The sequence below is a fragment of the Jiangella sp. DSM 45060 genome, from assembly GCF_900105175.1.
Lineage (GTDB): Bacteria > Actinomycetota > Actinomycetes > Jiangellales > Jiangellaceae > Jiangella.
In genome coordinates this window covers 7,000,517-7,022,585 of the sequence record NZ_LT629771.1, presented here as the reverse complement: position 1 = coordinate 7,022,585, position 22,069 = coordinate 7,000,517, and the positions used below count along the sequence as shown (strand labels likewise).

Here is a 22,069-nt window from a genome sequence, read left to right as displayed (position 1 = left end):
CAACGCGCTGCGCTACGGCGGCAACCGGCTGCGCTATGCCGGCATCGTCGCGCTGTTCCTGGCCCCGAGCCTGATCCCGCTGACGATGTTCACGCTGGTCCCGATGGTCAGCTCGCTGTGGGTGGCGCTGCACGACTGGAACCTCATCACGCCGATGGAGTTCGTCGGGCTGGCCAACTTCCGCGAGCTGCTCGCCGACGGCGACACGTGGGCGGCGTTCGGGCACACGCTCGGCTACATCGCCGGCTACCTGCCGCTGGTCTACCTCCTCGGCCTCGGGGCCGCCCTCGCGCTCAACACCGCGCTCCGAGGCCGCAACGTGTTCCGGGCGGCGTACTTCCTGCCGGTCGTCACCAGCTGGGTGGTCGTGGCGCTGCTCTGGCGCTGGCTGCTGAGCCCGTCGAACGGGCTGGTCAACCACCTGCTTGGTCTGGTCGGCATCGACGGCCCCGGCTGGTGGACCGACCCCACGTGGGCGATGCCGTCGGTGATCCTGGCGTCGGCGTGGAAGGACCTCGGCTTCGTCATGATCATCCTGCTGGCCGGGCTGCAGGCGATCCCCGGGGAGCTGTACGACGCGGCCCGGGTCGACGGCACCAGCGCGTGGCAGCGGTTCCGCCACGTGACGCTGCCGCTGCTGTCGCCGTCGACCTTCTTCGTGGTGGTCATCTCGCTGATCAACGGCTTCCAGGTGTTCGACCAGGTGTACGTGATGACCGGCGGCGGACCGGCCGGCTCGACCGAGGTCGTCGTCCAGCAGATCTACGACCTCACCTTCCGGTACGGGCGGGCCGGCGACGCGTCGGCGCTGTCGTGGCTGCTGTTCGTGGTGGTGCTGATCGTCACGGTCGTCCAGGTCCGCGGCCAGCGCAGGTGGGTGACGTATGCGTAGGGCGTTGCTGTACGCGGGCGTCGCCGTCGGCGCGCTCGTCATGCTGTTCCCGTTCGCGTGGACGGTGATCACGTCCATCACGCCGGGGGCCGGGCTGGGCACGCCGGACCTCGTCCCGGACGAGCCGGGCCTGGACGCGTACCGGACCCTGCTGGACGCGATGCCGTTCTGGCGGATCCTGGCGAACAGCCTGTGGATCGCCGTCGCGTCGACGTTGCTGCAGCTCATCACCAGCGCGATGGCCGCCTACGCGTTCGCCCGGCTGGACTTCCCCGGCCGCAACGCGCTGTTCCTCGTGTACCTCGCGACGCTCATGGTGCCGATGCAGGTGCTCGTCGTCCCGCTGTTCATCGAGATGCGCGAGCTGAACCTCGTCGACACCTACGCCGCCCTGCTGGCGCCGTCCATCGCGTCGGCGTTCGGCGTGTTCCTGCTGCGTCAGGCGGTCGCGCAGGTCCCGATCGAGCTGGACGAGGCGGCGACGATCGACGGCGCCGGGCACCTGCGCATCTTCGTCTCCGTCGTCTGGCCGCTGATCCGCCCGGCGCTGGCCACGTTCGCCGTCCTCGCGTTCATGTCCAGCTGGAACAGCTTCCTGTGGCCGCTGGTCGTCATCCGCTCGCCGGAGCTGATGACGCTGCCGCTCGGCCTGTCCACCCTGCACGGCCAGTTCACCACCGAGTGGGACGTGGTGATGGCCGGCTCCGTCATCAGCATCATCCCGATCGCCGTGCTCTACCTCGCGGCGCAGAAGTACGTCATCCAAGGCGTGGCCCGCTCCGGGCTCAAGTGAATGGAGTTCCCCATGACTCACCCGATCCGGCTCGGCGCGGTGGCCGCGGCGGCCGCGCTGCTGGCGCTGTCGGCCTGCTCGCAGGGCTCGGCCACCCGCTCCGACGGCGGCGAGGACGGCCAGGTCGTCGTCCGGTACCAGGAGTTCTCGTCCAACGGCGGCAACGAGCAGAACCTCGAGGCCATCGTCGCCGCGTTCGAGGAGGAGAACCCGGACATCGACGTCCAGGTCGAGACGACGCCGTTCGCCGACTACTTCACCAAGCTGCAGACGGCGGTCGCCGGCGGCACCGAGGCCGACGCGTTCGAGCTGAACTACGAGAACTTCGTGACCTACGCCGAGAGCGGCGCGCTCGCCGAGCTCGACGTCGAGGGCGACGCCTACACGCCGTCGCTGCTCGAGGCGTTCCAGCACGACGGCGCCCAGGTCGGCCTGCCCGAGTCGTTCAGCGACGTCGTCCTCTTCTACAACAAGGACCTGTTCGCGGCGGCCGGTGTGCCGGAGCCGACGGCGGACTGGACGTGGGAGGACGAGCGGGCCGCGGCACAGGCGCTGACGGACACCGCGGCCGGCGTCTGGGGCGACTACCAGCCGGCCACCTTCCACGAGTTCTACAAGGCGCTGGCGCAGGCCGGTGGCCAGTTCCTCACCGACGACGGCAGCGCGACGGCGTTCAACAGCCCCGAGGGCATCGCCGCGGCGACCTGGCTGGCCGAGAAGTCCGGCACCGTCATGCCGACCGAGGCCGAGGGCGCCGGCACGCCCGACTTCGACTCGACGCTGTTCCGCGAGGGCAAGCTGGCCATGTGGCACAGCGGCATCTGGATGTTCGGCCCGCTGGCCGACGTCCCGTTCGAGTGGGACGTCGTCGTCGAGCCCGGCGACACGAACCAGGCCAGCGCGATGTTCACCAACGGCGTCGTCGTCAGCGCGAACAGCGAGCACCCCGAGGAGGCGCAGGCCTGGCTGGAGTTCCTGACCTCGTCGGACACCACCGTCGAGACCCGGCTGAACGCGGGCTGGGAGCTGCCGCCGATCGCCGACCAGGACAAGCTGGCGCCGTACCTCGAGCAGACCCCGCCGGCGAACCGCCAGGCCGTCTTCGACGCGTTGGACGCGACCGTGCTGCCGCCGGTGATCGTTCGCCAGCAGGAGATGCAGGACGCCGTCACCGAGGAGCTGGGCAACGCCGCGGCCGGCCGCAAGTCCGTCGAGCAGGCCGTCGCCGACGCCGCCGCGAGGGTGGACGAGCTGCTGTGACGGACGACCTGCTCGCGTTGGCCGAGGCCAGCCACCGGGTCATCGCGACCCACCAGGCCCCGTCCGGCGCGTACCCGGCCAGCCCGACGTTCAGCGCGTACCGCGGCTACAGCTGGTTCCGCGACGGCGCGTTCATCGCCGAGGGCGCCAGCCGCTACGGCGACGCCGACGGCCCGGCGGCGTTCCACCGCTGGTGCGCCGACGTGCTGGCCAAACGGGCCGACCAAGTCGACGCGCTGGTCGCGCGGTCGCGGTCGGGCGAGCACATCCCGGTCGCCGACCTGCTGCCGACCCGGTACACGATCGACGGCGGCGTCGGGAACGACCCGTGGTGGGACTTCCAGCTCGACGGCTACGGCACCTGGCTGTGGGCGCTGGCGGCGCACACGGACCGTCACGGTCCGGTCGACGGCGTCGACGCCGGGGTGGCGACCGCTGTCCGGTACCTGACGACGTTCTGGGCCCGGCCCTGCTACGACTGGTGGGAGGAGCACGTCGACCACCGGCACGTGTCCACGCTGGGCGCGATCCGGGCCGGGCTGGCGGCGGCCGCGTCGCACCCTTCGCTGGTGGCCGCGCTCTCGGGCACCGAGCGGGCGACCGCGGCCGAGGCCGTCGGCGCCATCGACGCGCTGGTGCTGTCGTCCGGCGTCGTGGACGGCCACCTGACGAAGTGGCTCGGCGCTCGCGATGTCGACGCGAGCCTGCTGGCGTGCGTCGTCCCGTTCGGGCTGGCCGGCGGTGACCTCGGGCGCGCGACGGTGGCCGCGGTCGAGGACGCGCTGTGCGTCGACGGCGGTGTGCACCGCTACGCCGCCGACACGTTCTACGGCGGCGGGCAGTGGCCGCTGCTCACGGCGTTCCTCGGCTGGAACCACGCGGCCGCCGGGCGCCGTGACGAGGCGCTGGCGTCGCTGCGGTGGATCGCGGCGCAGGCCACGCCGTCGGGCGAGCTGCCGGAGCAGGTCGGGCAACACCTGCTGGCGCCGGAGCGCGAGCAGGAGTGGATCGACCGCTGGGGCACCGTCGCGACGCCGCTGCTGTGGTCGCACGGCATGTACCTGACGCTGGCCGCGGAGCTCGGCCTGGTGGGGAGGGCGCGATGATCCGGCACCGTCCGTTCGGCTCCGAGCACCCGTACGCCGTCACCGGCGACCAGCGGGTGCCGGCGCTGCCGGTCGACGGCGAGACGTGCGAGCTGCGGGTCCGGGCGTCGGCGTCAGTCGCGTCGGTGGTGTGCGAGTGGTCCGGCCCGTCCGGTGTGGAGACGTGGCCGCTGCTGGCGCCGTCCGTTTCTGCCTCAGCCGCTGACTCCGCCGACGGTGGGCACCTGGCCGCCGCGCAGGCGCGGTCGCTGGCGGACCGGTCGTTCTGGTCGGTGACGACGCCGCCGCTGGCAGCCGGGACGACGTATCGGTACCGGTTCGTGGCGACGCTGTCGTCGGGTGCGGTGCGGCGGACGCGGTGGTTCCCGGTGGCGGCGGGCGCGTGGTCGTCGTCCTCGTCGTTCTCCCTCGACGTCGAGGGCGACCGGCTGGTGCCGGGCAGCGTCGAGTGGCTGACCGTCCCGGAGGGGCCGCGGCGGGTCCGGTTCGCCCTGCGGCTGGCGCCGGACGAGCGCGTGGTCGGGTTCGGCGAGCGGTACGACGCCGTCGACCAGCGCGGCCGCACCCTCGACGCCGTCGTGTTCGAGCAGTACAAGGCGCAGGGCGCGCACGGGCGGACGTACCTGCCGATGCCGTTCGCGCTGGTGGTCGGCGCTTCTGCTTCGTGGGGGTTCCACGTCCGGACGGCCCAGCGCACCTGGTACGACGTCGGCGCGACGACACCGGACCGGCTGGTCGTCGAGGCCGACCTCGACGGTTCCGACGCGCTGTCCGTCGGGGTCTTCTCCGGGACGCCGGCCGGGGTGCTGCGCGGATTCCTCGCCGAGGCCGGGCGGCCCGAGGAACTGCCTGACTGGGTGTTCCGGCTCTGGGCCAGCGGCAACGAGTGGAACACGCAGGCCCGGGTGATGGCGGAGCTGGACGCGCACCGTCAGCACGACATCCCGGTCGGCGCGCTGGTCATCGAGGCGTGGAGCGACGAGTCGACGTTCACCGCGTTCCGCGACGCTCGGTACGAGGTCAACGAGGACGGCGCCCCGCACCGGCTGGCCGACTTCACCTTCCCCGCCGACGGCGCCTGGCCGGACCCGCGCGGGATGGTGGAGGAGCTGCACTCGCGGGACGTTCGCGTCCTGCTGTGGCAGATCCCGCTGTTGAAGATGCGGCCGCACCCCCGGGGCCAGCAGGCCGCCGACGTCCGCGCGGCGGTGGCCGGCGGGTTCGTCGTCACCGAGGCCGACGGGCGGCCGTACCGCAACCGCGGCTGGTGGTTCCCGCTCGCGCTGATGCCGGACCTCGCGTCTGAGAAGGCGCGCGAGTGGTGGACGTCGAAGCGCCGGTACCTCGTCGAGGAGCTCGGCATCGACGGCTTCAAGACCGACGGCGGCGAGCACGCCTGGGGCCGGGATCTCGTGCACGGCTCCGGCCGTGGGCTCGCGGGGAACAACCGGTTCCCGGTCGAGTATGCGCGAGCCTATGGTGACCTGCTGCGCTCGGCCGGCAAGGCGCCGGTGACGTTCAGCCGGGCCGGCTTCACCGGGTCGCAAGCGCACGGAGCGTTCTGGGCCGGCGACGAGGACTCGACGTGGGCCGGCTTCCGTTCGGCGGTGGTCGCGGGCGTGACGGCGGGCGCGTGCGGGATCGTCTACTGGGGCTGGGACCTCGCCGGCTTCTCCGGCGACGTGCCTGACGCCGAGCTCTACCTGCGCGCCGCGGCGGCGTCGGCGTTCATGCCGATCATGCAGTACCACTCGGAGTTCAACCACCACCGGCTGCCGGCGCGCGACCGCACCCCCTGGAACGTCGCCTCGCAGACCGGTGACGAGCGCGTGCTGCCGGTGTTCCGCCGGTTCGCGCACCTGCGCGAGCGGCTGGTGCCGTACCTCTCGTCGTCGGCTGCTTCCGCTGTCGCGGGTGGTTCGCCACTGATGCGGGGCCTGTTCTTCGACTTCCCGGCCGATGCCGACGCCTGGTCGGTCGTGGACCGGCAGTTCCTGCTGGGCGATTCCCTGCTGGTGGCGCCGGTGCTCTCGCCGGGCGCCTCGGAGTGGGACGTGTACCTGCCGGCGGGCTCGTGGGTGGACGTCTGGACCGGTGCCGCCTTCGAGGGCGGGCGGACGGTGACGCGGCCGGTGCCGCTCGACGAGGTTCCGGTCTACTGCCGCGCGTCGGCCTGGCCGTCGCTGCGCTCGGCGTTCACGGACCTCCCGTAATTCGGTCGTCCGGGGTCACCCTCGTGCGGCAGGGTGACCCCATGACGTCCCGCATCTCGCACACGAGCATCGACTGCGCCAACGCCTACGAGCTGTCCGAGTGGTGGCGTCAGGTCCTCGGCTACATCGACCTCCCCGACGACCCCAACGAGCCCGGCCACGACGAGTGCATGATCCAGACGCCCGACGGCAGTCACATGGTGCTGTTCATCGAGGTCCCCGAGGGGAAGACGGTCAAGAACCGGCTGCACTTCGACCTGCGGCCGACCGACCGCACCCAGGACGAGGAGGTCGAGCGGCTGCGCTCCATCGGCGCCACCGAGGTGGCCGACCTTCGCGGCAAGTACGGCCCCGGCACCGGCTGGGTGACGATGGCCGACCCCGAGGGCAACGAGTTCTGCGTTCTCCGCAGCGACGCCCAACTGGCCGAAGCCGCTGCCGCCGCCGAGCCCGCCTGACCGCGGCGGCCTGACCGCGGCCACGAGCCCGACTACGCCGCCCGACTGCGGCCGCCGAGCCGGCCCGACTGCGGCCTTCGGCGCGCCACCCTCCGCGGCGCCGGCCCGCAGCACCACCCCACGTCCGCATTCGTCGCCCCAACGAGACGCCCCGCGACACCGACCCCACACCAGCCCGACTACGGCCCTCCGCCCGCCACCCTCCGCGGCGCCAACCCGCAGCACCACCCCACGCCCACACCGTCACGCCCCTACGCGACGCCCCACAGCACCGGCCCCCACGCCAGCCCGACTACGGCCCTCCGCCCGCCACCCTCCGCGGCGCCAGCCCGCAGCACCGCCTCCATCCGCGTCGTCGGATCACGGCACCAGCCCCACGCCAGCCCGCCACCTTCCCCGTCGCCCCGCACCGGCCCCACGCCGGCCGTCACCCACCTCGTCACCCTCACGACGCCCGCCCCACGCCAGCCCGCCACCCCTTCCCGTCGCCCCGTACCGGCCCGTGCGATCGCTCGTCACGCAACCCTGAAAGCCGGACATGCCGGGACCAACGGGATGTTCACCCGGGATTCACGCGCCCGACGGCCCGACGGCGGCTGGTGCGCGCCCGGCCACGGTTGGCTGTGCGGAGTCCCGTACGCCGAAGGAGGGCCGGTGCCGCACGTCCACCATCGCCGGTTGGTCGCCGCGCTCGCGGCCGCCGTTGCCGTCGCCGCGATCGGAGCCGCCACGCCGGCCGCCGCGCATCCGTTCGGCCCGCCGTTGTCGGCACGGCTGGACGTGGACGGCGCGGAGGTGGCGGTCACGTGGACCGCGGCCGAGGACGACTGGGTGAACCTGGGCGAGTTCCTCGGGGCGTTCACCGGCCAGACCGACCAGACCGGCGGCACCGGCGAGCAGCTGACCGGCGCCGACCTGCTGGCCCGCTCGGACAACCTGCCCAGCTACCTGCTCTCGCACTTCGTCGTCGAGCAGGACGGGCGGCCGTGCGAGGGGCAGGTGACCCAGCTGGAGGAGCTGCTGACGCTCGGCGCCAGCATGGTCTACACGTGCCCGCGGCCGGTCGACACGGTGCAGCTGACGGTCACGACGCTCACCGACCTCAACGAGAACTACCGCACGGTCGTCACGTCGGACGACGCGTCGGAGCCGGCACAGGCGCTGTTCACGAACACGACCGCCACGCAGCAGTGGAGCTTCGACGCGACGGCGACCGGCCTCGGCACGGCGCGCGTCGCCCTGATGACGGCCGGCGCGCTCATCCTGGCGGCGCTCGCCGGGATCCTGCTCTGGTGGCGTCGCGGCACCACCCAGCGCGCGGCGACCCCTGACCTGGTCGGGGCCGCCCGGTGAACTGGCTCTACGAGCTCGACAACCGGCTGATCTCGCTCTTCGACAACCCCGGCGTCTGGTGGGCCGGGCTGGTCGTGGCGCTCGTGGTGGGCTGCGCACACGCCGTCGCGCCCGGACACGGCAAGACCATCGCCGCGGCGTACCTGATCGGCGCGCACGGACGCTACCGCGACGCGCTGCTGCTCGGCGCGATCGTCGCGGGGATGCACACGTTCTCGGTGCTCGTACTGGCCCTTGGCTGGGTCGGCCTGACCGCGTCCGGCGGCACCGACACGCGGCTGCTGACGTCGTGGCTGCAGGTCATCTCCGCCCTCATCGTCGTCGCCGTGGGGGTGGGGCTGCTGCGACGGTACGTGCGCAGCGTGCGGTCGGCGCGAGAGCTGGCCGCTGCCCGTCACGGGCACGGCGCCGCGGCCGGGAATGACCACGGCGACGGTCATGGGCAGGGCCACGAGCGCGTGCTCGCTCATGGGCATGGGCATGGCCACGGGCACGATCACGGGCACGGGCACGGGCACGGTCATGGGCACGGGCCGCCGCCCGGCGTGGCGCCGTGGTCGCGCCGGGGTCTGGTCGCGCTCGGCCTGTCCGGCGGCCTGCTGCCGTCGCCGTCGGCGTTCTTGATCCTGGTCAGCGGCATTCTCACCGGCCGGACGGCGTACGCGCTGATCCTGGTGCTCTGCTTCGCGATCGGGCTGGCCGGGACGCTGACCGCGGTCGGCCTGCTGGTGATCAAGGGCAGCTCGCTCCTGACCGATTCGGCGCATCGCTCGTCCCGGCTCTCCTTCCTCACCCGCGCCGTGCCACTGGTCGCAGCCCTCGGCGTGACCCTCGGCGGCCTCGTCTACCTCGTCGTCGGGGCGACCGCGGTCTGGTCCGCCTGACCGCTGCCTGCCCAACCGACGGCACCGCGCTCCCACGAGGAGGGCTGGCCCTACCGCAACCGCCACCAGCCCAGCGCCCGAGACCCGCCCGCGCCCACGACGAGCCACCGGCCGCGGCTTTCCTGACGCCCGCGACGGGCCACGGGCCGCGGCTTTCGGGTCACGTCCGGCGGCGGTCAGAGGCTCGAGGACTTCGCGACCTCCAGGAACCCGTCCTGCACGAATGCCCGCACCCGCGGCAGCAGATCGGCCCGGAGCTCCGCCGCGTCGACCGACAGCACCGTCGCCAGCGCGTCCACGATGGTCCCGGCCGGCAGCGTCCCGTCGCAGGCGCCGACGAACCCGGCCTCGGCGGTTCTGGCGGTGACGGCGCGCAGCAGGCCACGCCGCTGCCGCAGCACGATGTGCTCGGGATCCTCGTCGCCGGGCCGGCCGACCTGCTCCTGCACGACCCCGTCGGCCTGGGTCAAGCGAGCGGCCAGCAACGCGTCGTCGTCGATGCGGAGGTCGGTCACGCGGTCGAACCACGCGCCGACCGTTGGGCCGAGCGGCTGTTCGACGGCGTGCGGCCACTCCTCGATGCGGACGGACGGGTCGGCGGCACCGGTGCGGCGCAGCGCGATCCAGCCGAACCCGATGCCCTCGACGGACTGCTCGTCGAACCACCGCAGCCAGTCGGCGTAGCGCTGCGCGTATCCGGTGTCGCCGATCTCGCCGGAGTCGCGCAGCCAGAGCTCGACGTACTCGGCGGGGTCCTCGACCTCGCGCTGGATGACCCACGCGTCGCAGCCAGTGGCGGCGACCCACTCGCCGAGCCGGTCACGCCAGTCGACCCCGCGCACGTGCGTCCAGTTCGCCAGCGACTGCAGCAGCCCGCCGTCAGCCAGATGGCGGGCGCCGTCGACGACGACGCGACGGGAGATCTCGTCGCCGGGCAGGCCGCCGTCGCGGTAGACGTGCGTGCCGCCGGGCGAGACGACGAACGGCGGGTTGGTCGCGATCAGGTCGAACGTCTCGCCGTCGACCGGCTCGAACAGGCTGCCGCGGCGCAGGTCGACGTCCAGGCCGTTGAGACGGACGGTGAGTGCGGCCAGCGCCAGCGCCCGCGGGTTCACGTCGGTCGCGACGACCCGTTCGCTGTGCCGGGCGAGGTGCAGCGACTGCACGCCGCAGCCGGTGCCGAGGTCGAGCGCGCGCGAGACCGGCCGGCGCACGGTGAGCTGCGCGAGCGTGCTGGACGCGGCGTTGAGGCCGAGGACGTGGTCGTCGGGGATCGGCGCCCGTTGACCGTCCATGCCCGGCGTGAGGTCGGCGACCACCCACCAGTCGCCGGCGTCGTCGGCGTACGGCCGGATGTCGACCGCGGCCCGGACGGTGTCGCCGTCGGCGCTGGCCTCGAGGATGCCGCCGGCCAGCAGCGGCTCGACGGGCAGCACCCGCTCGAGCAACCGCCGCTCGACCGGCGCCTGCAGCGACCAGAGACGTGCCAGCAGCGCCACCGGTTCGTCCGACCCGGCGACGGCGAGCCGGCCCGGAGTGGTCTCGTTGCGGTCCAGCGCCGCTGCCGCCCGCGGACCGAGCAGGTCGCGGACGCCGTCGACGGTGTACCCGGCCGCCGCCAGCGCGTCGCGCACGCGGGCGACGTCGTCGTCGGACGGGCCGGGAGTCAAAGTCGTCACGGCGAATATTCTGTCGCGATGGCACGAGCCGTTGGCGTCCGAGTCCGGTATGAGGAGGTTCCCGCGGCGGTGCGCGAGTGGGTCGAGACGTCCCTCGGTGCTCCCGTCGTGACGACGAACGAACAGGTCGGCGGCATGTCGCCGGGGTGCACGACCCGGCTGTCCGCGGCCGGCGGGCGGACGGCGTTCATCAAGGCCGTCGGCGCGTCGCTGCAGCCGGACACGCCGGTGCTGTTCCGCCGCGAGATCGACGTGCTGCGTGCCCTCCCGCCGGCGCGGTACCGACCGGCGCTGCTGGCGGGCTACGACGACGGCGACTGGGTCGCACTGCTGCTGGAGGACGTCGACGGCCGCCCGCCCGATCTCGCCGACCCCCACGGCGCCGACGCGACCGTCGTCCGCGAGCTGGTCGGTCGGCAGGCCCGCGAGCTGACGCCGGCGCCGCCCGGGGTGAGCGACAACCGGCGACTGCCGGAGATGGCCGAGCGCTGGCGGGAGCGTTGGGCCGAGCTCGCCGGTGCACCGGACCACGTGCTGCCACCGTGGATGGCCGGCCAGATCGCCCAGCTCTACCGGCGGGTCGCGACGCTGCCGGAGCGGCTCACGGCCGAGGCGCTGTGCCATTGGGATGTCCGCGAGGACAACCTCCTCGTACGGCCGGACGGCACCGCGGCGATCGTCGACTGGGGCATGTCGTGCCTCGGCCCGTCCTGGGGCGACGCATTCATGCTGGCGCTGAACTGGGTGGACACGCCCGCGTTCGACGAGTTGATGGCCGCCGAGCCCGTCGCCCCGGACGTGGTGACGGACCTGCTGCTGGCCTTCGCCGGAGGCCAGGCCTGGCGTGGCGCGCAGCCACCACAACCCGGGCTGCCGACACTGGCCGCGTTCTGCCGTGCGGAGGCGGCGCGCGGATTCGCCGGTGTTCACCGGCGGCTGGCCTGACGCCACACGCTCCGCCGATCCCGCTGGCGCTGCGCTACCGAAGCGGGCTAGGTCGCGGCGGCCACGGGCCTCGACCGGTCGGTGAGCATCTTCACCGCGAGCCCGGCCAGCACTGACCCCATCACCCAGCGCTGCGCCCGCAGCCACAGCGGCCGCGAGCCGAGGAACGACGCCAGCGAACCGGCGGTCAGCACGATCAGCGCGTTGACGGTCAGCGCGACGACGATCTGCGTCAGCCCGAGCAGCACGCTCTGCGTCGCCACACTGCCGCGCGCGGGGTCGACGAACTGCGGCAGCAGCGACACGTAGAGGATGGCGATCTTCGGGTTGAGCAGGTTCGTCACCAGGCCCATGGCGAACAGCCGGCGGGGCCGGTCGGCCGGCAGCGGCTTCGGCGCGAACACCGAGTCGCCGCCGGGCCGGATGGCCTTCCACGCCAGCCACAGCAGGTACGCCGCGCCGGCGATCTTCAGCGCCGTGTACAACGCCGGAACCAGCGTGAACACCGCCGCGATGCCGACCGCCGCGGCCAGCAGATAGACGAGGAACCCGGCCGCGACGCCGGTCAGTGAGATGAGACCCGCACGGCGTCCCTGGGTCACCGACCGCGACACCAGGTAGATCATGTTCGGCCCCGGGGTGAGCACCAGGCCCAACGCGACGGCCGCGATTCCCAGCAGTGCTGCGGTGGTCACCATGCTCGATCCAACCGGCCGCCCGCTGGATCGATTCCGGGTGTGAACCGCCGGTTGAGGGCCGGGCGGGCGATCCGTGCTGCTCACCGGGCGACAAGCGACGCAAAGTCTCCGGGCTCGCTTCAACGACACGATGGAAGTCATGAGTCTCGACACGGAGAAGACGCAGGTCACCGGGCGGCACTGGTGGACGCTGGCGGTGGTGAGTGCGGCGCAGCTGCTGGTCGTGCTGGACGGCACGATCGTGAACATCGCGCTGCCGTCGGCGCAGGAGTCGTTGGGGATGGCGGACGGCGACCGGCACTGGGTGATCACGGCCTACGCGCTGACGTTCGGCGGGCTGTTGCTGATCGGCGGGCGAGTGAGCGGTGCGCTGGGGCATCGGCGCGCGTTCATCACCGGGCTGCTCGGCTTCGCCGCCGCGTCGGTGCTTGGCGGCGCCGCAGGCACGCCAGAACTGTTGTTCGGCGCGCGGGCCCTGCAGGGCGCGTTCGCCGCACTGCTCGCTCCGGCCGGGCTGTCGCTGCTGGCCACGACGTTCACCGGAGGCGACCGCGGCCGCGCGTTCGGCGTGTTCGCGGCGGTGGGTGCGGCTGGGTCGGCGGTCGGGCTGATCGCCGGCGGACTGCTGACGGAGTATGCCGGCTGGCGTTGGTGCCTCTACGTCAACGTGCCGATCGCGCTGCTCGCGGCGCTCGGCGTGGCGTTGGTCCCGGCCGGCCAGGCGATCCGCGACCGTGGCTGTCTGGACGTCGGCGGCGCACTGCTCAGCCTGGCTGGATTCGCGGCACTGGTGTACGGCTTCGCCCGGGCCGAGTCGTTGGGCTGGGGCTCCGGTCAGGTGTGGATGCTGCTGGCCGGTGGGCTGGCGCTGCTGACGGCGTTCGTCATGGTGGAGTCGAGAGTCGCGCGCCCGCTGCTGCCGATGCACGTGCTGCGACACCGGGTGCGGGCCGCCGCGTGCGTCGCCGTGACGCTGCTGTTCGTCGCGATGTTCGGCTTCTACCTGTTCATGAGCTACTACACGCAGACGGTGCTCGGTTACTCCCCGGCGCAGGCCGGCCTGACGCTGATCGTCAACTCCGCGGCCGCGGTGGTCGGGTCGGTGCTGCTGGCCGGGCGGCTGTACGGGCGGGTGAGGCCGGCGGCGTTGATCGTGCCCGGACTGCTCGCGGCCGCCGCCGGGACGTTGCTGCTCACCCAATTGCGCGCGGACACGTCGCACGTGCTCGCGCTGTACCTGCTGCCGGCGATGGCGCTGACGGGGCTCGGCCTCGGCTGCGTGCTGTCGCCGACCGCAGGCATGGCCACCGAGGGCATGCGCGGCCACGAGGTCGGCGCCGCGTCGGCCGCGTACAACGCCGCCCAGCAGGTGGGCGCCGCCTTGGGAACGGCGCTGCTGAACACGGTGGCCGCCGCGGCGACGGCCGCCTTCACCGGGACGGGGGCGGCCACGGCCGTGGTGCACGGCTACACCGCCGCGCTGACCGTCGGCGGCGTGATCCTGTTGGCGGCCGCCGCACTGACCGCCTTGCTGCTGGGCTCTCATCGTCACGCTCCCTCCGCTCAAAGTTGATCTTGAAGCGAGAGTATGCCAACCTCTTCTCAAGATCAACTTCGAGTCCCGAGGAGGGCGACATGCGTACGAAAGACAGGCGTGCACCTGGCCGCCCTCTTAGGAGAACGGCCAGGTGCACGATCCGACGATCAGGCCCGGCGACGGCGGCCGTAGAGCACGACCGCGATGCCACCGGCCAGCAGCATCAGCCCGGCGATCAGCACCGCCAGCGGGTCGGCGCCGGTGTCGGGCAGGTCGCCGTCACCGCTGTCGCCGCCGCTGTCAGCGCCGCCGTCGGCGCCGTTGTCGGTGCCGTCGTCCGAGCCATCAGCCGCCCCGCCGGCGTCGCCACCGTCATCGTCGCCGCCTTCGTCGGAACCACCGTCGTCACCGGGCTGGGCGGCGGTCACGGTGAACGGCGCCGACGCCGTCAGCGCGGAGTCCGCGCCGGTCAGCGTGACGGTGGCCGGGCCCACCGGCGAGTCGGCCGGGACGGTCCAGTCGATGCGCACCGTGCCGTCCTCCGACGTCGTGCCCGTGACGGTGACGGGCTCGGCCTCCGCCGCTTCGCCCAGCGCGTCGGCGCTGACGAACTCCAGCGGCACCCGCAGGTCGAACCTGCGGTTGGCCGCCGACCGGTGGTCGGTGCGCAGGTAGAGCACGCAGCCGGCGTCGCAGTCGGCGTACTCGTCGGCCGCGACCAGCGCGATCGACGTCTCGGCCACGCCGCCGGCGATCGGCACCACGACGTCCTCGCTCCCCGCGTACGGGAAGTTGGTGATCCACCTCGAGGTGCCCGACCCCCCACTGGTGTCGGCACCGCCGATGGCCGGCGTCGCCACCTCACCCGGCCCGTTGTCGACCGCCGTCAGCAGGTAGAACCCGGCCGGAGCGTCCGGCGTGTTCTCCTCGCTGGTCGGTTCCAGCCCGGTCACCGTGACGTCCAGCTGGCCGCCGTCGACGACCAGCAGCTTGCCGTCGCGCTGCACCAGAGGAGTGCCGTCGGCAGACCTGACGGTGATCGCCTGGCCGTTGTCGTTCTCGAACGTCAGCTCCTCGGTCGCGGCGTCGATCAGGATCGTCGCCTCGACCGTCTCCTCGGGGCCGAAGTCGGTGCCGGTGAAGGTGACCGTCTCGCCCTGCGCCACCGTCTCCGGGTCGACGCTGACCGCCGGGTCCGGGTCGGGCTGCGGCTCCTCGCCCGCTTCCTCGACGGTGAAGGCGGCGCTGGCCAGCGACTCGTCCGCGACCACGAGGTCGACGGTGTGCCCGCCGGCCACGAGGTCCTCCGGCACGGTCCAGCCGATCTGCACCGTGCCGTCGTCGCCAACGGTTCCGCTGCCCGCTTCCACCGAGGCCGCGGCCGCGTGGGTGTCGGCCACACGCGCGGCCTCGTCCACCGGCACCGCGAACGTGACCGGGTCCAGCTCGGTGCCCGCGGGGTAGAAGTCGGCGAAGGCCGCCACGCCGGCCTCCGTCAGCGCCGCCGGCACGTCCGACGCCGTCACGACACCGCCGGTCTCGGTCACCGGATGGTCGGTGAAGTCCAGCGTCGCCAGCTCGACGTCGTCGTAGGTCACCAGCTCACCGGAGTCCAGCGACTTGCTCACCACGTCGGCCACCAGCATGCCCTGCGTCGACGACGCCACCGTGACCCGTGGGTCGGTGACGGTCAGCTCGAGCAGCGGGCCGGCGCCCATGTCGTGACCGGAGAAGTACACCTCGCCGGCGAACGCCAACGCGGTCGCGTCGCCGGTGCCCTCGCCGAAGCGGAAGGTACCGTCGTCGTTCTCCGTCGCCGGGTCGCGCACCTCGATGGACCCGTGCGCGATCGGCCCCGTGATGTAGCTCCGGAACGACGCCTTGACACCCCAGTCCAGCGTGCCGGTGCCACCCGGCGGCGTCGTGCCGCGGTCGACGACGGCCGTCACCGAGGCGCCGGGCGCGAACCCGGTACCGGTGAAGGTCACCTCCTCGCCCTGCACAACGGGGTCCGGGTCGGCGGTGACGGCCGGCGGCTCCGGCTCGGGGCCGGGGTCGGTCGCGAACGTCACCGGCACCACCACGTCCTGGCTGCGGTCGGCGCGATAGTCGACCGGCGTCGCGTCGGACGCCTGCGCCGAGCTGAAGCTCGCCACGAAGCACGCCGTCTCGGCGCAGTCCACTCCGCTGCCGGTCACGGTGCCGGCCAGCGTCAGCGTCCGCGAGAGCGCGCCCGACGCATCGGCCTGCACGACCTCGTGCTGCAGCCAGCCGGTCGGCCAGCCGTACTCGGGGTCCTGCTCGGCGTTGGCGGTGATCGCCAGCGAGATCCGGCGGTTCGGCGCGAACCCGGTGCCCTCGATCCGCACCTCGGTCCCGACCGACAGCTCCTCCGTCGGAGTGACGGTGAGCTGCGGGGTGCGGACGTCGGCGAACGCGATGGGCGTCTGCGTCGTGTACGCGGGGTCGGCCGCAGGGTCGACCGGCGACGTGTGCACCGCCAGCGTCGTGCCCGGCTCGACCGTGCCGGTCGTCAGCGTCACCTCGAACGCGCCGAGCGCCGCGCGGCCGAACGACAGCAGGCCGCTGACCGGCTGGAACGTAACGGTCTCGACGGGGTCCAGCGCCGGCACGCTGCCGTCGCCCGTCACCACGCCGACACCGACGCGCAGGCCGCCGGCCAGGTCGGCGGGGGTGAACCCCGACCCGGTGACGGTGATCTGGTCGGCGTACGGGTCGAGATCCGTCACCTCGGACACGACGACCGTCGGTGTCGGAGTCGGCGGCTCGTCCTCCAGCGTCACGCTGAACGTGACGGAGTCCAGCTCGGTGCCCGCGGCGTAGAACCCGGCGAACGCCTCGGCGCCGGCCGCCGTCAACGCCGCCGGCACTCCGGACGCCGTCGCGACCCCGTCGGTCACGGTGATCGGGTGGTCGGTGAAGTCCAGCGTCGCGAACTCGACGTCGTCGTAGGTCACCAGCTCGCCGGACTCCAGCGACTTGCTCACCACGTCGGCCACCAGAACGCCGTCGGTCGCGGACGCGACGACGACCCGTGGGTCGGTGACGGTCAGCTCCAGCAGCGGGCCCGACCCGGCGTCGTGACCGGAGAAGTAGACCTCACCGGCGAACGTCAGCTCGGCCTCCTCCGCGGTCCCGGTGCCGGTGCCGTCGGCGAACCGGAACGTGCCGTCCTCGTTCCGCGTCGCCGGGTCGCGCACCTCGATCGACCCGTGCGCGATCGGACCGGTGATGTAGTTCCGGAACGACGCCTTGACGCCCCAGTCGAGGGTGCCGGCGCCCGTCGGCGGCTCTTCGTCGGCGAACGTGATCGGCACGAAGACGCTCTGGTCGAGGTCGGCGCGGCGGCTCGGGAACACCGCCACGGCGCACTCCACCTCGCGGCAGTCGACCGTCGCGCCGTCGTCCGTCGTGAAGGTCGGCGCGAGGCCGTCGAGCTTCAGGCTCCACGCACCGTCGCCCTCGCCGGGAACCAGCTGGCTGGTGCCGGCCGGGTTGCGCGGCAGCTCGCGCGGGTCGCTCGCCGTGCCCAGCGCGCTGGTCTGCACGACCAGCAGGTGGTCACCGGCGACGAAGCCGGTGCCGTGCACGTAGGTCGAACCGCCCTCGGCCGGGAACTCGGCAGCGTCCAGCGTCACCGACGGCGCGGGCCGCTCGGCGTCGTCGAACGCGATCGGGGCCCAGGTGTCCTGGGTCCGGTCGGCCGGGTCACCGAAGTCATAGGCGAGCACGACGCACTCCACGACCTGGCAGTCGTAGATGTCGCCGCTGCCATCCGGGACGAACCGCGAGGTCACGGCGGTGAGCGACACCGGCGCGAGGAACTCGCCATCGGCCGTCGTCATCACGCGGGCCGAGCCGATCGCCTTCGGCCACGTCGACGGATCCGCGCCCTCCACCCGGACCGCCTGTACCACCTCGATCGCCGTCTGCGGGTCGAATCCGCTGCCGGTCACGCCGATGACGTTCGTGCCGGCGTTGTCCAGGCCGGTCGACGCCGACAGCGTGAGCGCGGGCGCGGCCGGCTCGTCGTCGGCGACGGTGAGCGGCACGGCCAGTTCCTGGTCCGCGTTCGTCGTGCCGCCCGCCGCGTAGGTGTACACGCCTGGCGTGGTGTCCGCCGGCCACTCGACCGGCTCGCCGGTCGTGCGATCCGTCGGCTTGGCCAGCGTCAGCTCAGCGGTGAACGTGCCGTCGGCCGCGATCTCGACCCACTGCGCCTTGATCGCGTCCTGATACTGCGCCGGTACCTGGTCCAGCGCGGCCTGCGCCAGCGCCCACTTCTGGGCGCCCACGGTGCGCGCCGACGACGGTGCGCCCTCGGACGGCCGCCACTGGTCGGCGAACGCGCCGAACACCACGTACGCGCCGGCGGGAACGCCGGCCGGGATCGGCGGACGGTTGCCCTCGGGCGCGACGTTGCCCTCGGGGTCGAACCCGCTGCCGCGCACGACAACGGTGTCGCCGTAGCTCAGCTCGGCGTCGGCCACCGGGGTCACGCCGTCGGCGGCGAACACCTCGATCGACGGCTCCCAGGTGGGTTCCCCCGAGGCGAAGGGGATCGCCACCTCGGCGTCGTGGCTCCGGTCACCCGCTGTGGCGCTGAACGTGACGAAGACGTAGTCCTTCGCCGCGTCGATCAGCCCCGTCCCCAGATACAGGGCGGGCCTCACGAACCCGTCGGTGAAGTTGATCGAGTGCAGGTGCGACCACGCGACCGCCTCGTTCTCGTAGTCGAACGTGTCGCCACGGCCGGCCCAGACGTCCGCCTCGACGACGGCCATGATCGTGTTGCTCGTCGGCACCGGGTAGCCGCCACCAAGAACCTCGACCACCAGGTGCTCCGCCGCGGGGTCGTACTCGGCGCCCTCGGGGAACACCAGCGTCGGCTCCGACGGCGCCGGCAGCACGGTCAGCTCGGCGGCCTCGGTGACGACGTCGGCGCCGCGGCCGTTGCTGCCGACCGCGCGAACCAACAGACCGTCGAAACCGGGGATCACGTCGGTGAACTCGACGATGCTAGCGCTCCCCGCCTCGCCGTGATCGCCCCAGGTGGCGCCGCCGTCGGTGCTGGTCTGCCACTGGTACGCGGGCGGCGGCCAGCCGGCGATGTCGGCGGCGAACTGCGCCCGGTAGCCCGCGAACGTGGTGACGTCGGCAGGCGACGACCACACCTCCGGCGCCGCCGCGTCCTGGACCTGCACCCCGGCCGCCTCCGAGGTGGCCGACGTCGTGCTGTTGGTGACGACCACGCGGACGTAGGTGCCGGTGTCGGCCGGCGTCACGGCCGGCAGCGTCAGCGTCGCGCCGGTGCCGCCGTCGACGTCCACCCAGTCGGCCACGCCCGGGGCGCGCCGCTGCCACTGGTAGGTCAGGGCGTCGTCGCTCTCGGCGGCGACGCTGAACGTGGCGTCCTCGCCGGTGACGGCCTGCGCCCACTGCGGCTGCCCGCTGATCGTGATCGGGGCGACGTCGACGAACTCCGGCACGCCGCCGTCGAGGTCGAGCAGCACCGGCAGCGGCGGCTTGTTCGGGTCGGCGCTCAGCCCGCTGCTGTGCCAGTACGACGACAGCCCGGTGCGGTAGTGGAAGTCGACGATCGGGGTCGGCCACGAGCCCCAGTCCGGGTTGGCCGCCTTCGCCTCGTCCGGGATCGCCGACGTCTCACGCCGGCCCGATTCCGGGTCCGTCGGGTCGTTCAGCGGGAAGTAGTCGACGCCGCGATAGACCGGCGTGCCGGAGACGACACCGTCCTCGATCGCGACGCCCGACAGCTCCAGGATGGTCACGTCCTGCTCGGGGTCGAGCGGTTCCTTGACCGTCGGGTCCTCCATCGACGACGCGAAGCCGCCGACCTCCGCGGTGATGGCGCCGTTGCCCGCGCCGTCGATCGTCAGCACCGGGTCCTTGACGTACCACGGCACCATGCCGCCGTAGGAGTAGATCGTGAACGCGCCGGTCCAGGCGATGCTGCCGGCGCCGGTCGCGTCCAGTTCGCCGGCGCCGCCGGTGAACAGCGCACGCTGGTTGATCTTGTCGTCGACGAGCGGGAGGCAGCGGTTCTCGGCGGTCACCTGGGTGGCGCGGCCGTCGGCCAGCCGCTTGAGCAGGTAGACATCACCGTCCTGCGTCTTGTAGCTGGCCTCGGTGCCGTCGGCGATACCGGCGACGAAGAAGCTGCAGCCACCGGCCGGCGAACCGTACTGCGAGACCAGGTTGATGCCCCACTCGAAGGTGGCGTCGGTCACCACGACCGGCTCGGGGTCCGGGTCGGGCTCCTCGGCGACGGTCAGCGGGACGCCCAGCTCCTGATCGGCGTTGGTCGTGCCGCCGGCGGCGTAGGTGTAGACGCCGAGCGTGCCGGTCTCCGGCCACTCGACCGGCTCGCCGGTGCTGCGGTCGGTCGGCTTGGCCAGCGTCAGCTCGGCGGTGAACGTGCCGTCGGCCGCGAGCTCGACCCACTGTGCGCGGATCGCGTCCTGGTACTGCGCCGGCACCTGGTCGAGCGCGCTCTGCGCCAGCGCCCACTGCTGGGCGCCCACGACGCGGCTGGCCGACGGCGCGCCGGTCGAGGGGCGCCACTGGTCGGCGAACTTGCCGAAGACGACGTACGCGCCGGCGGGAACGCCGGCCGGGATCGGCGGGCGGTTGCCTTCGGGCGCGACGTTGCCCTCGGGGTCGAACCCGCTGCCGCGCACGACGACGGTGTCGCCGTAGGTGAGGTCGGCATCCGCTACCGGGGTGGTCCCGTCGGCCGCGAACACCTCGATCGACGGCTCCCAGCCCGGCGCCGTTGCTTCCAGGGTGGCGGTGAAGGTGACGGGGTCGAGGGCGGTGCCGGCGGTGTAGAAGTTCGCGAACGCCGGCACGCCGGCCGCGGTCAACGTCGCCGGAACGCCCGTCGCCGACACCGTGTCGCCGTCGAACGTCAGCGGGTGGTCGGTGAGGTCGAGGTCCGCCAGTTCGACGTCGTCGTAGGTGACCAGCTCACCGGAGTCCAGCGACTTGCTGACCACGTCGGCCACCAGCAGGCCCTCGGTCGCGGACGTCACGGCCACCCGCGGGTCGGTCACGGTCAGCTCGAGCAGCGGGCCGGCGCCCATGTCGTGACCGGCGAAGTAGACCTCGCCGGCGAAGGACAGGTCGGCCGTGCCGGCGCCGGGGTCGGTGCCGGGGTCCGCGGTGCCGGTCGCGTCGGCGAACCGGAACGTGCCGTCCTCGTTGGGCGTGGCGGGGTCGCGCACCTCGATGGAGCCGTGCGCGATCGGGCCGGTGATGTAGTTCCGGAACGACGCCTTGACGCCCCAGTCGAGGCTGCCGCTGGCGACGTCGGCCGCCGTTGCGGTCTCAGCCGTGGGGGCGGGCGCCGCAAGGGCTGCGGGTGCGGTGCCGGCGACCAGCGTGCCGGTCCCGAGCGCGGCGGCGAGCAGCGTCGCCACGACCGGTCTGAACGATGTGGTCCTCACGGTCGGTTCGTCTCCTCGGTACGACGACGGCGAACGGCGACTGCGGCCGCTCCACCGCCGAGCAGGGCCAGTCCGGCCAGCGCGGCCGGCATGATCGAGGCACCCGTCTGGGCCAGGTCGGACGCGCCGCCGGCCCCGGCGCCCGCGGCGGCCGTCGTGGTCGACGACGGCGACGGCGTGTCGGCGTCGGTCCCGGACGCGCCACCGCCATCGGCGCCGCTGCCCGCGCTGGCGAAGGTGATCGGCAGCAGCACGTCGGCGCTGCGGTCGGCCGTGCGGGTGTGGTCGGCGCGGGTGCCGACGACGCAGCCGTTGGGCGCCTGGGCCGGGTCGAGGCAATCGGTGAACTCGTCACCCGCGGCGACGCTCAGTTGGACGTCGAACGAGCCCTTGCCGCCGACCTCCTCGAACGGCGTCGCCAGGCCCTCGCCGTAGGACGGCGGGTTCGACGAGATCCACGCCGAGGCACCGCCGCCGCCTTCCATGTCGGCGCCGCCGAGGCACGGAGTGGGCTGCTGACCTGCGCCGTTGTTGACACACACCACGACGTAGATGCCCTTGGTGAGGTCGTAGCCCTCGCCGTGGACGGTGATCGTCTCACCGGCCGGGTCGAGTCCGTCGACCTTGGAAACGGTGATCGTCTGGCCTTCCGGGCCCGTGGCGGATGCGGCCGCCGCGGTCCCGGCGAGGCTCAACGAGCCGCCCGTCGCCAGGACCACCCCCAGTGCCGTCGCGAGTCGACGGCGACGTGAGCGCCGTCGGGA

14 protein-coding genes are annotated in these 22,069 nt (G+C 73.0%); 10 read left to right on the top strand and 4 right to left on the bottom strand.

From position 1 onward, the window contains the following. Positions 1-7: 7 nt before the first annotated feature. The 8 genes from BLU82_RS31760 (at position 8) to BLU82_RS31720 (ending at position 8,959) form a co-directional block, all read left to right on the top strand. Positions 8-892, top strand: a complete 885-nt coding sequence (locus tag BLU82_RS31760) for a carbohydrate ABC transporter permease (RefSeq protein ID WP_370246344.1) — start codon at positions 8-10, stop codon at positions 890-892. Then, positions 885-1,685, top strand: coding sequence for a carbohydrate ABC transporter permease (locus tag BLU82_RS31755; protein ID WP_092624804.1), 801 nt, complete (start codon positions 885-887; stop codon positions 1,683-1,685). Before BLU82_RS31760 ends, BLU82_RS31755 begins: the two co-directional genes overlap by 8 nt. 12 nt (positions 1,686-1,697) lie before the next feature. Then, positions 1,698-2,945: a sugar ABC transporter substrate-binding protein gene (locus tag BLU82_RS31750; protein WP_092626647.1), complete on the top strand. Its 1,248-nt coding sequence runs from the start codon at positions 1,698-1,700 to the stop codon at positions 2,943-2,945. Beyond that, positions 2,942-4,051, top strand: a complete 1,110-nt coding sequence (locus tag BLU82_RS31745) for a glycoside hydrolase family 15 protein (protein ID WP_092624803.1) — start codon at positions 2,942-2,944, stop codon at positions 4,049-4,051. Before BLU82_RS31750 ends, BLU82_RS31745 begins: the two co-directional genes overlap by 4 nt. Next, positions 4,048-6,264 carry a TIM-barrel domain-containing protein gene (locus BLU82_RS31740; protein ID WP_092624802.1) on the top strand — a complete coding sequence of 739 codons (2,217 nt, stop codon included), beginning with the start codon at positions 4,048-4,050 and terminating at the stop codon, positions 6,262-6,264. The genes BLU82_RS31745 and BLU82_RS31740 overlap by 4 nt, the downstream gene beginning before the upstream one ends. 41 nt (positions 6,265-6,305) lie before the next feature. Further along, a complete protein-coding gene (locus tag BLU82_RS31735) occupies positions 6,306-6,722 on the top strand; it encodes a VOC family protein (protein ID WP_092624801.1) in 417 nt (138 codons plus the stop codon). A 654-nt stretch (positions 6,723-7,376) separates the two neighbouring features. Next, a complete protein-coding gene (locus BLU82_RS31725; protein WP_092624799.1) occupies positions 7,377-8,075 on the top strand; it encodes a hypothetical protein in 699 nt (232 codons plus the stop codon). Next, complete coding sequence (locus tag BLU82_RS31720) at positions 8,072-8,959, top strand: nickel/cobalt transporter (RefSeq protein WP_092624798.1); 888 nt, start codon at positions 8,072-8,074, stop codon at positions 8,957-8,959. The genes BLU82_RS31725 and BLU82_RS31720 overlap by 4 nt, the downstream gene beginning before the upstream one ends. A gap of 176 nt (positions 8,960-9,135) precedes the next feature. Here BLU82_RS31720 and BLU82_RS31715 read toward each other — a convergent pair whose 3' ends face one another. Beyond that, positions 9,136-10,638: a methyltransferase gene (locus tag BLU82_RS31715; protein ID WP_231947632.1), complete on the bottom strand. Its 1,503-nt coding sequence runs from the start codon at positions 10,636-10,638 to the stop codon at positions 9,136-9,138. A gap of 18 nt (positions 10,639-10,656) precedes the next feature. Here BLU82_RS31715 and BLU82_RS31710 point away from each other — a divergent pair, with 18 nt between their 5' ends. Further along, complete coding sequence (locus BLU82_RS31710) at positions 10,657-11,583, top strand: phosphotransferase family protein (protein WP_092624796.1); 927 nt, start codon at positions 10,657-10,659, stop codon at positions 11,581-11,583. 47 nt (positions 11,584-11,630) lie between these two features. Here the strand turns inward: BLU82_RS31710 and BLU82_RS31705 are convergent, their stop codons facing one another. After that, positions 11,631-12,281: a LysE family translocator gene (locus tag BLU82_RS31705; protein ID WP_092624795.1), complete on the bottom strand. Its 651-nt coding sequence runs from the start codon at positions 12,279-12,281 to the stop codon at positions 11,631-11,633. A 139-nt stretch (positions 12,282-12,420) separates the two neighbouring features. Between BLU82_RS31705 and BLU82_RS31700 the strand changes: the two genes are divergently transcribed. Then, on the top strand, positions 12,421-13,854 hold the full coding sequence (locus tag BLU82_RS31700) for an MFS transporter (protein WP_092626642.1): 1,434 nt from the start codon (positions 12,421-12,423) through the stop codon (positions 13,852-13,854). A 131-nt stretch (positions 13,855-13,985) separates the two neighbouring features. On the opposite strand, the gene BLU82_RS31695 is transcribed toward BLU82_RS31700, so the two are convergent. After that, on the bottom strand, positions 13,986-21,305 hold the full coding sequence (locus BLU82_RS31695; protein ID WP_092624794.1) for an HtaA domain-containing protein: 7,320 nt from the start codon (positions 21,303-21,305) through the stop codon (positions 13,986-13,988). Beyond that, positions 21,302-22,024 carry an LPXTG cell wall anchor domain-containing protein gene (locus tag BLU82_RS31690; protein ID WP_157741392.1) on the bottom strand — a complete coding sequence of 241 codons (723 nt, stop codon included), beginning with the start codon at positions 22,022-22,024 and terminating at the stop codon, positions 21,302-21,304. Before BLU82_RS31690 ends, BLU82_RS31695 begins: the two co-directional genes overlap by 4 nt. Positions 22,025-22,069: the final 45 nt, after the last annotated feature.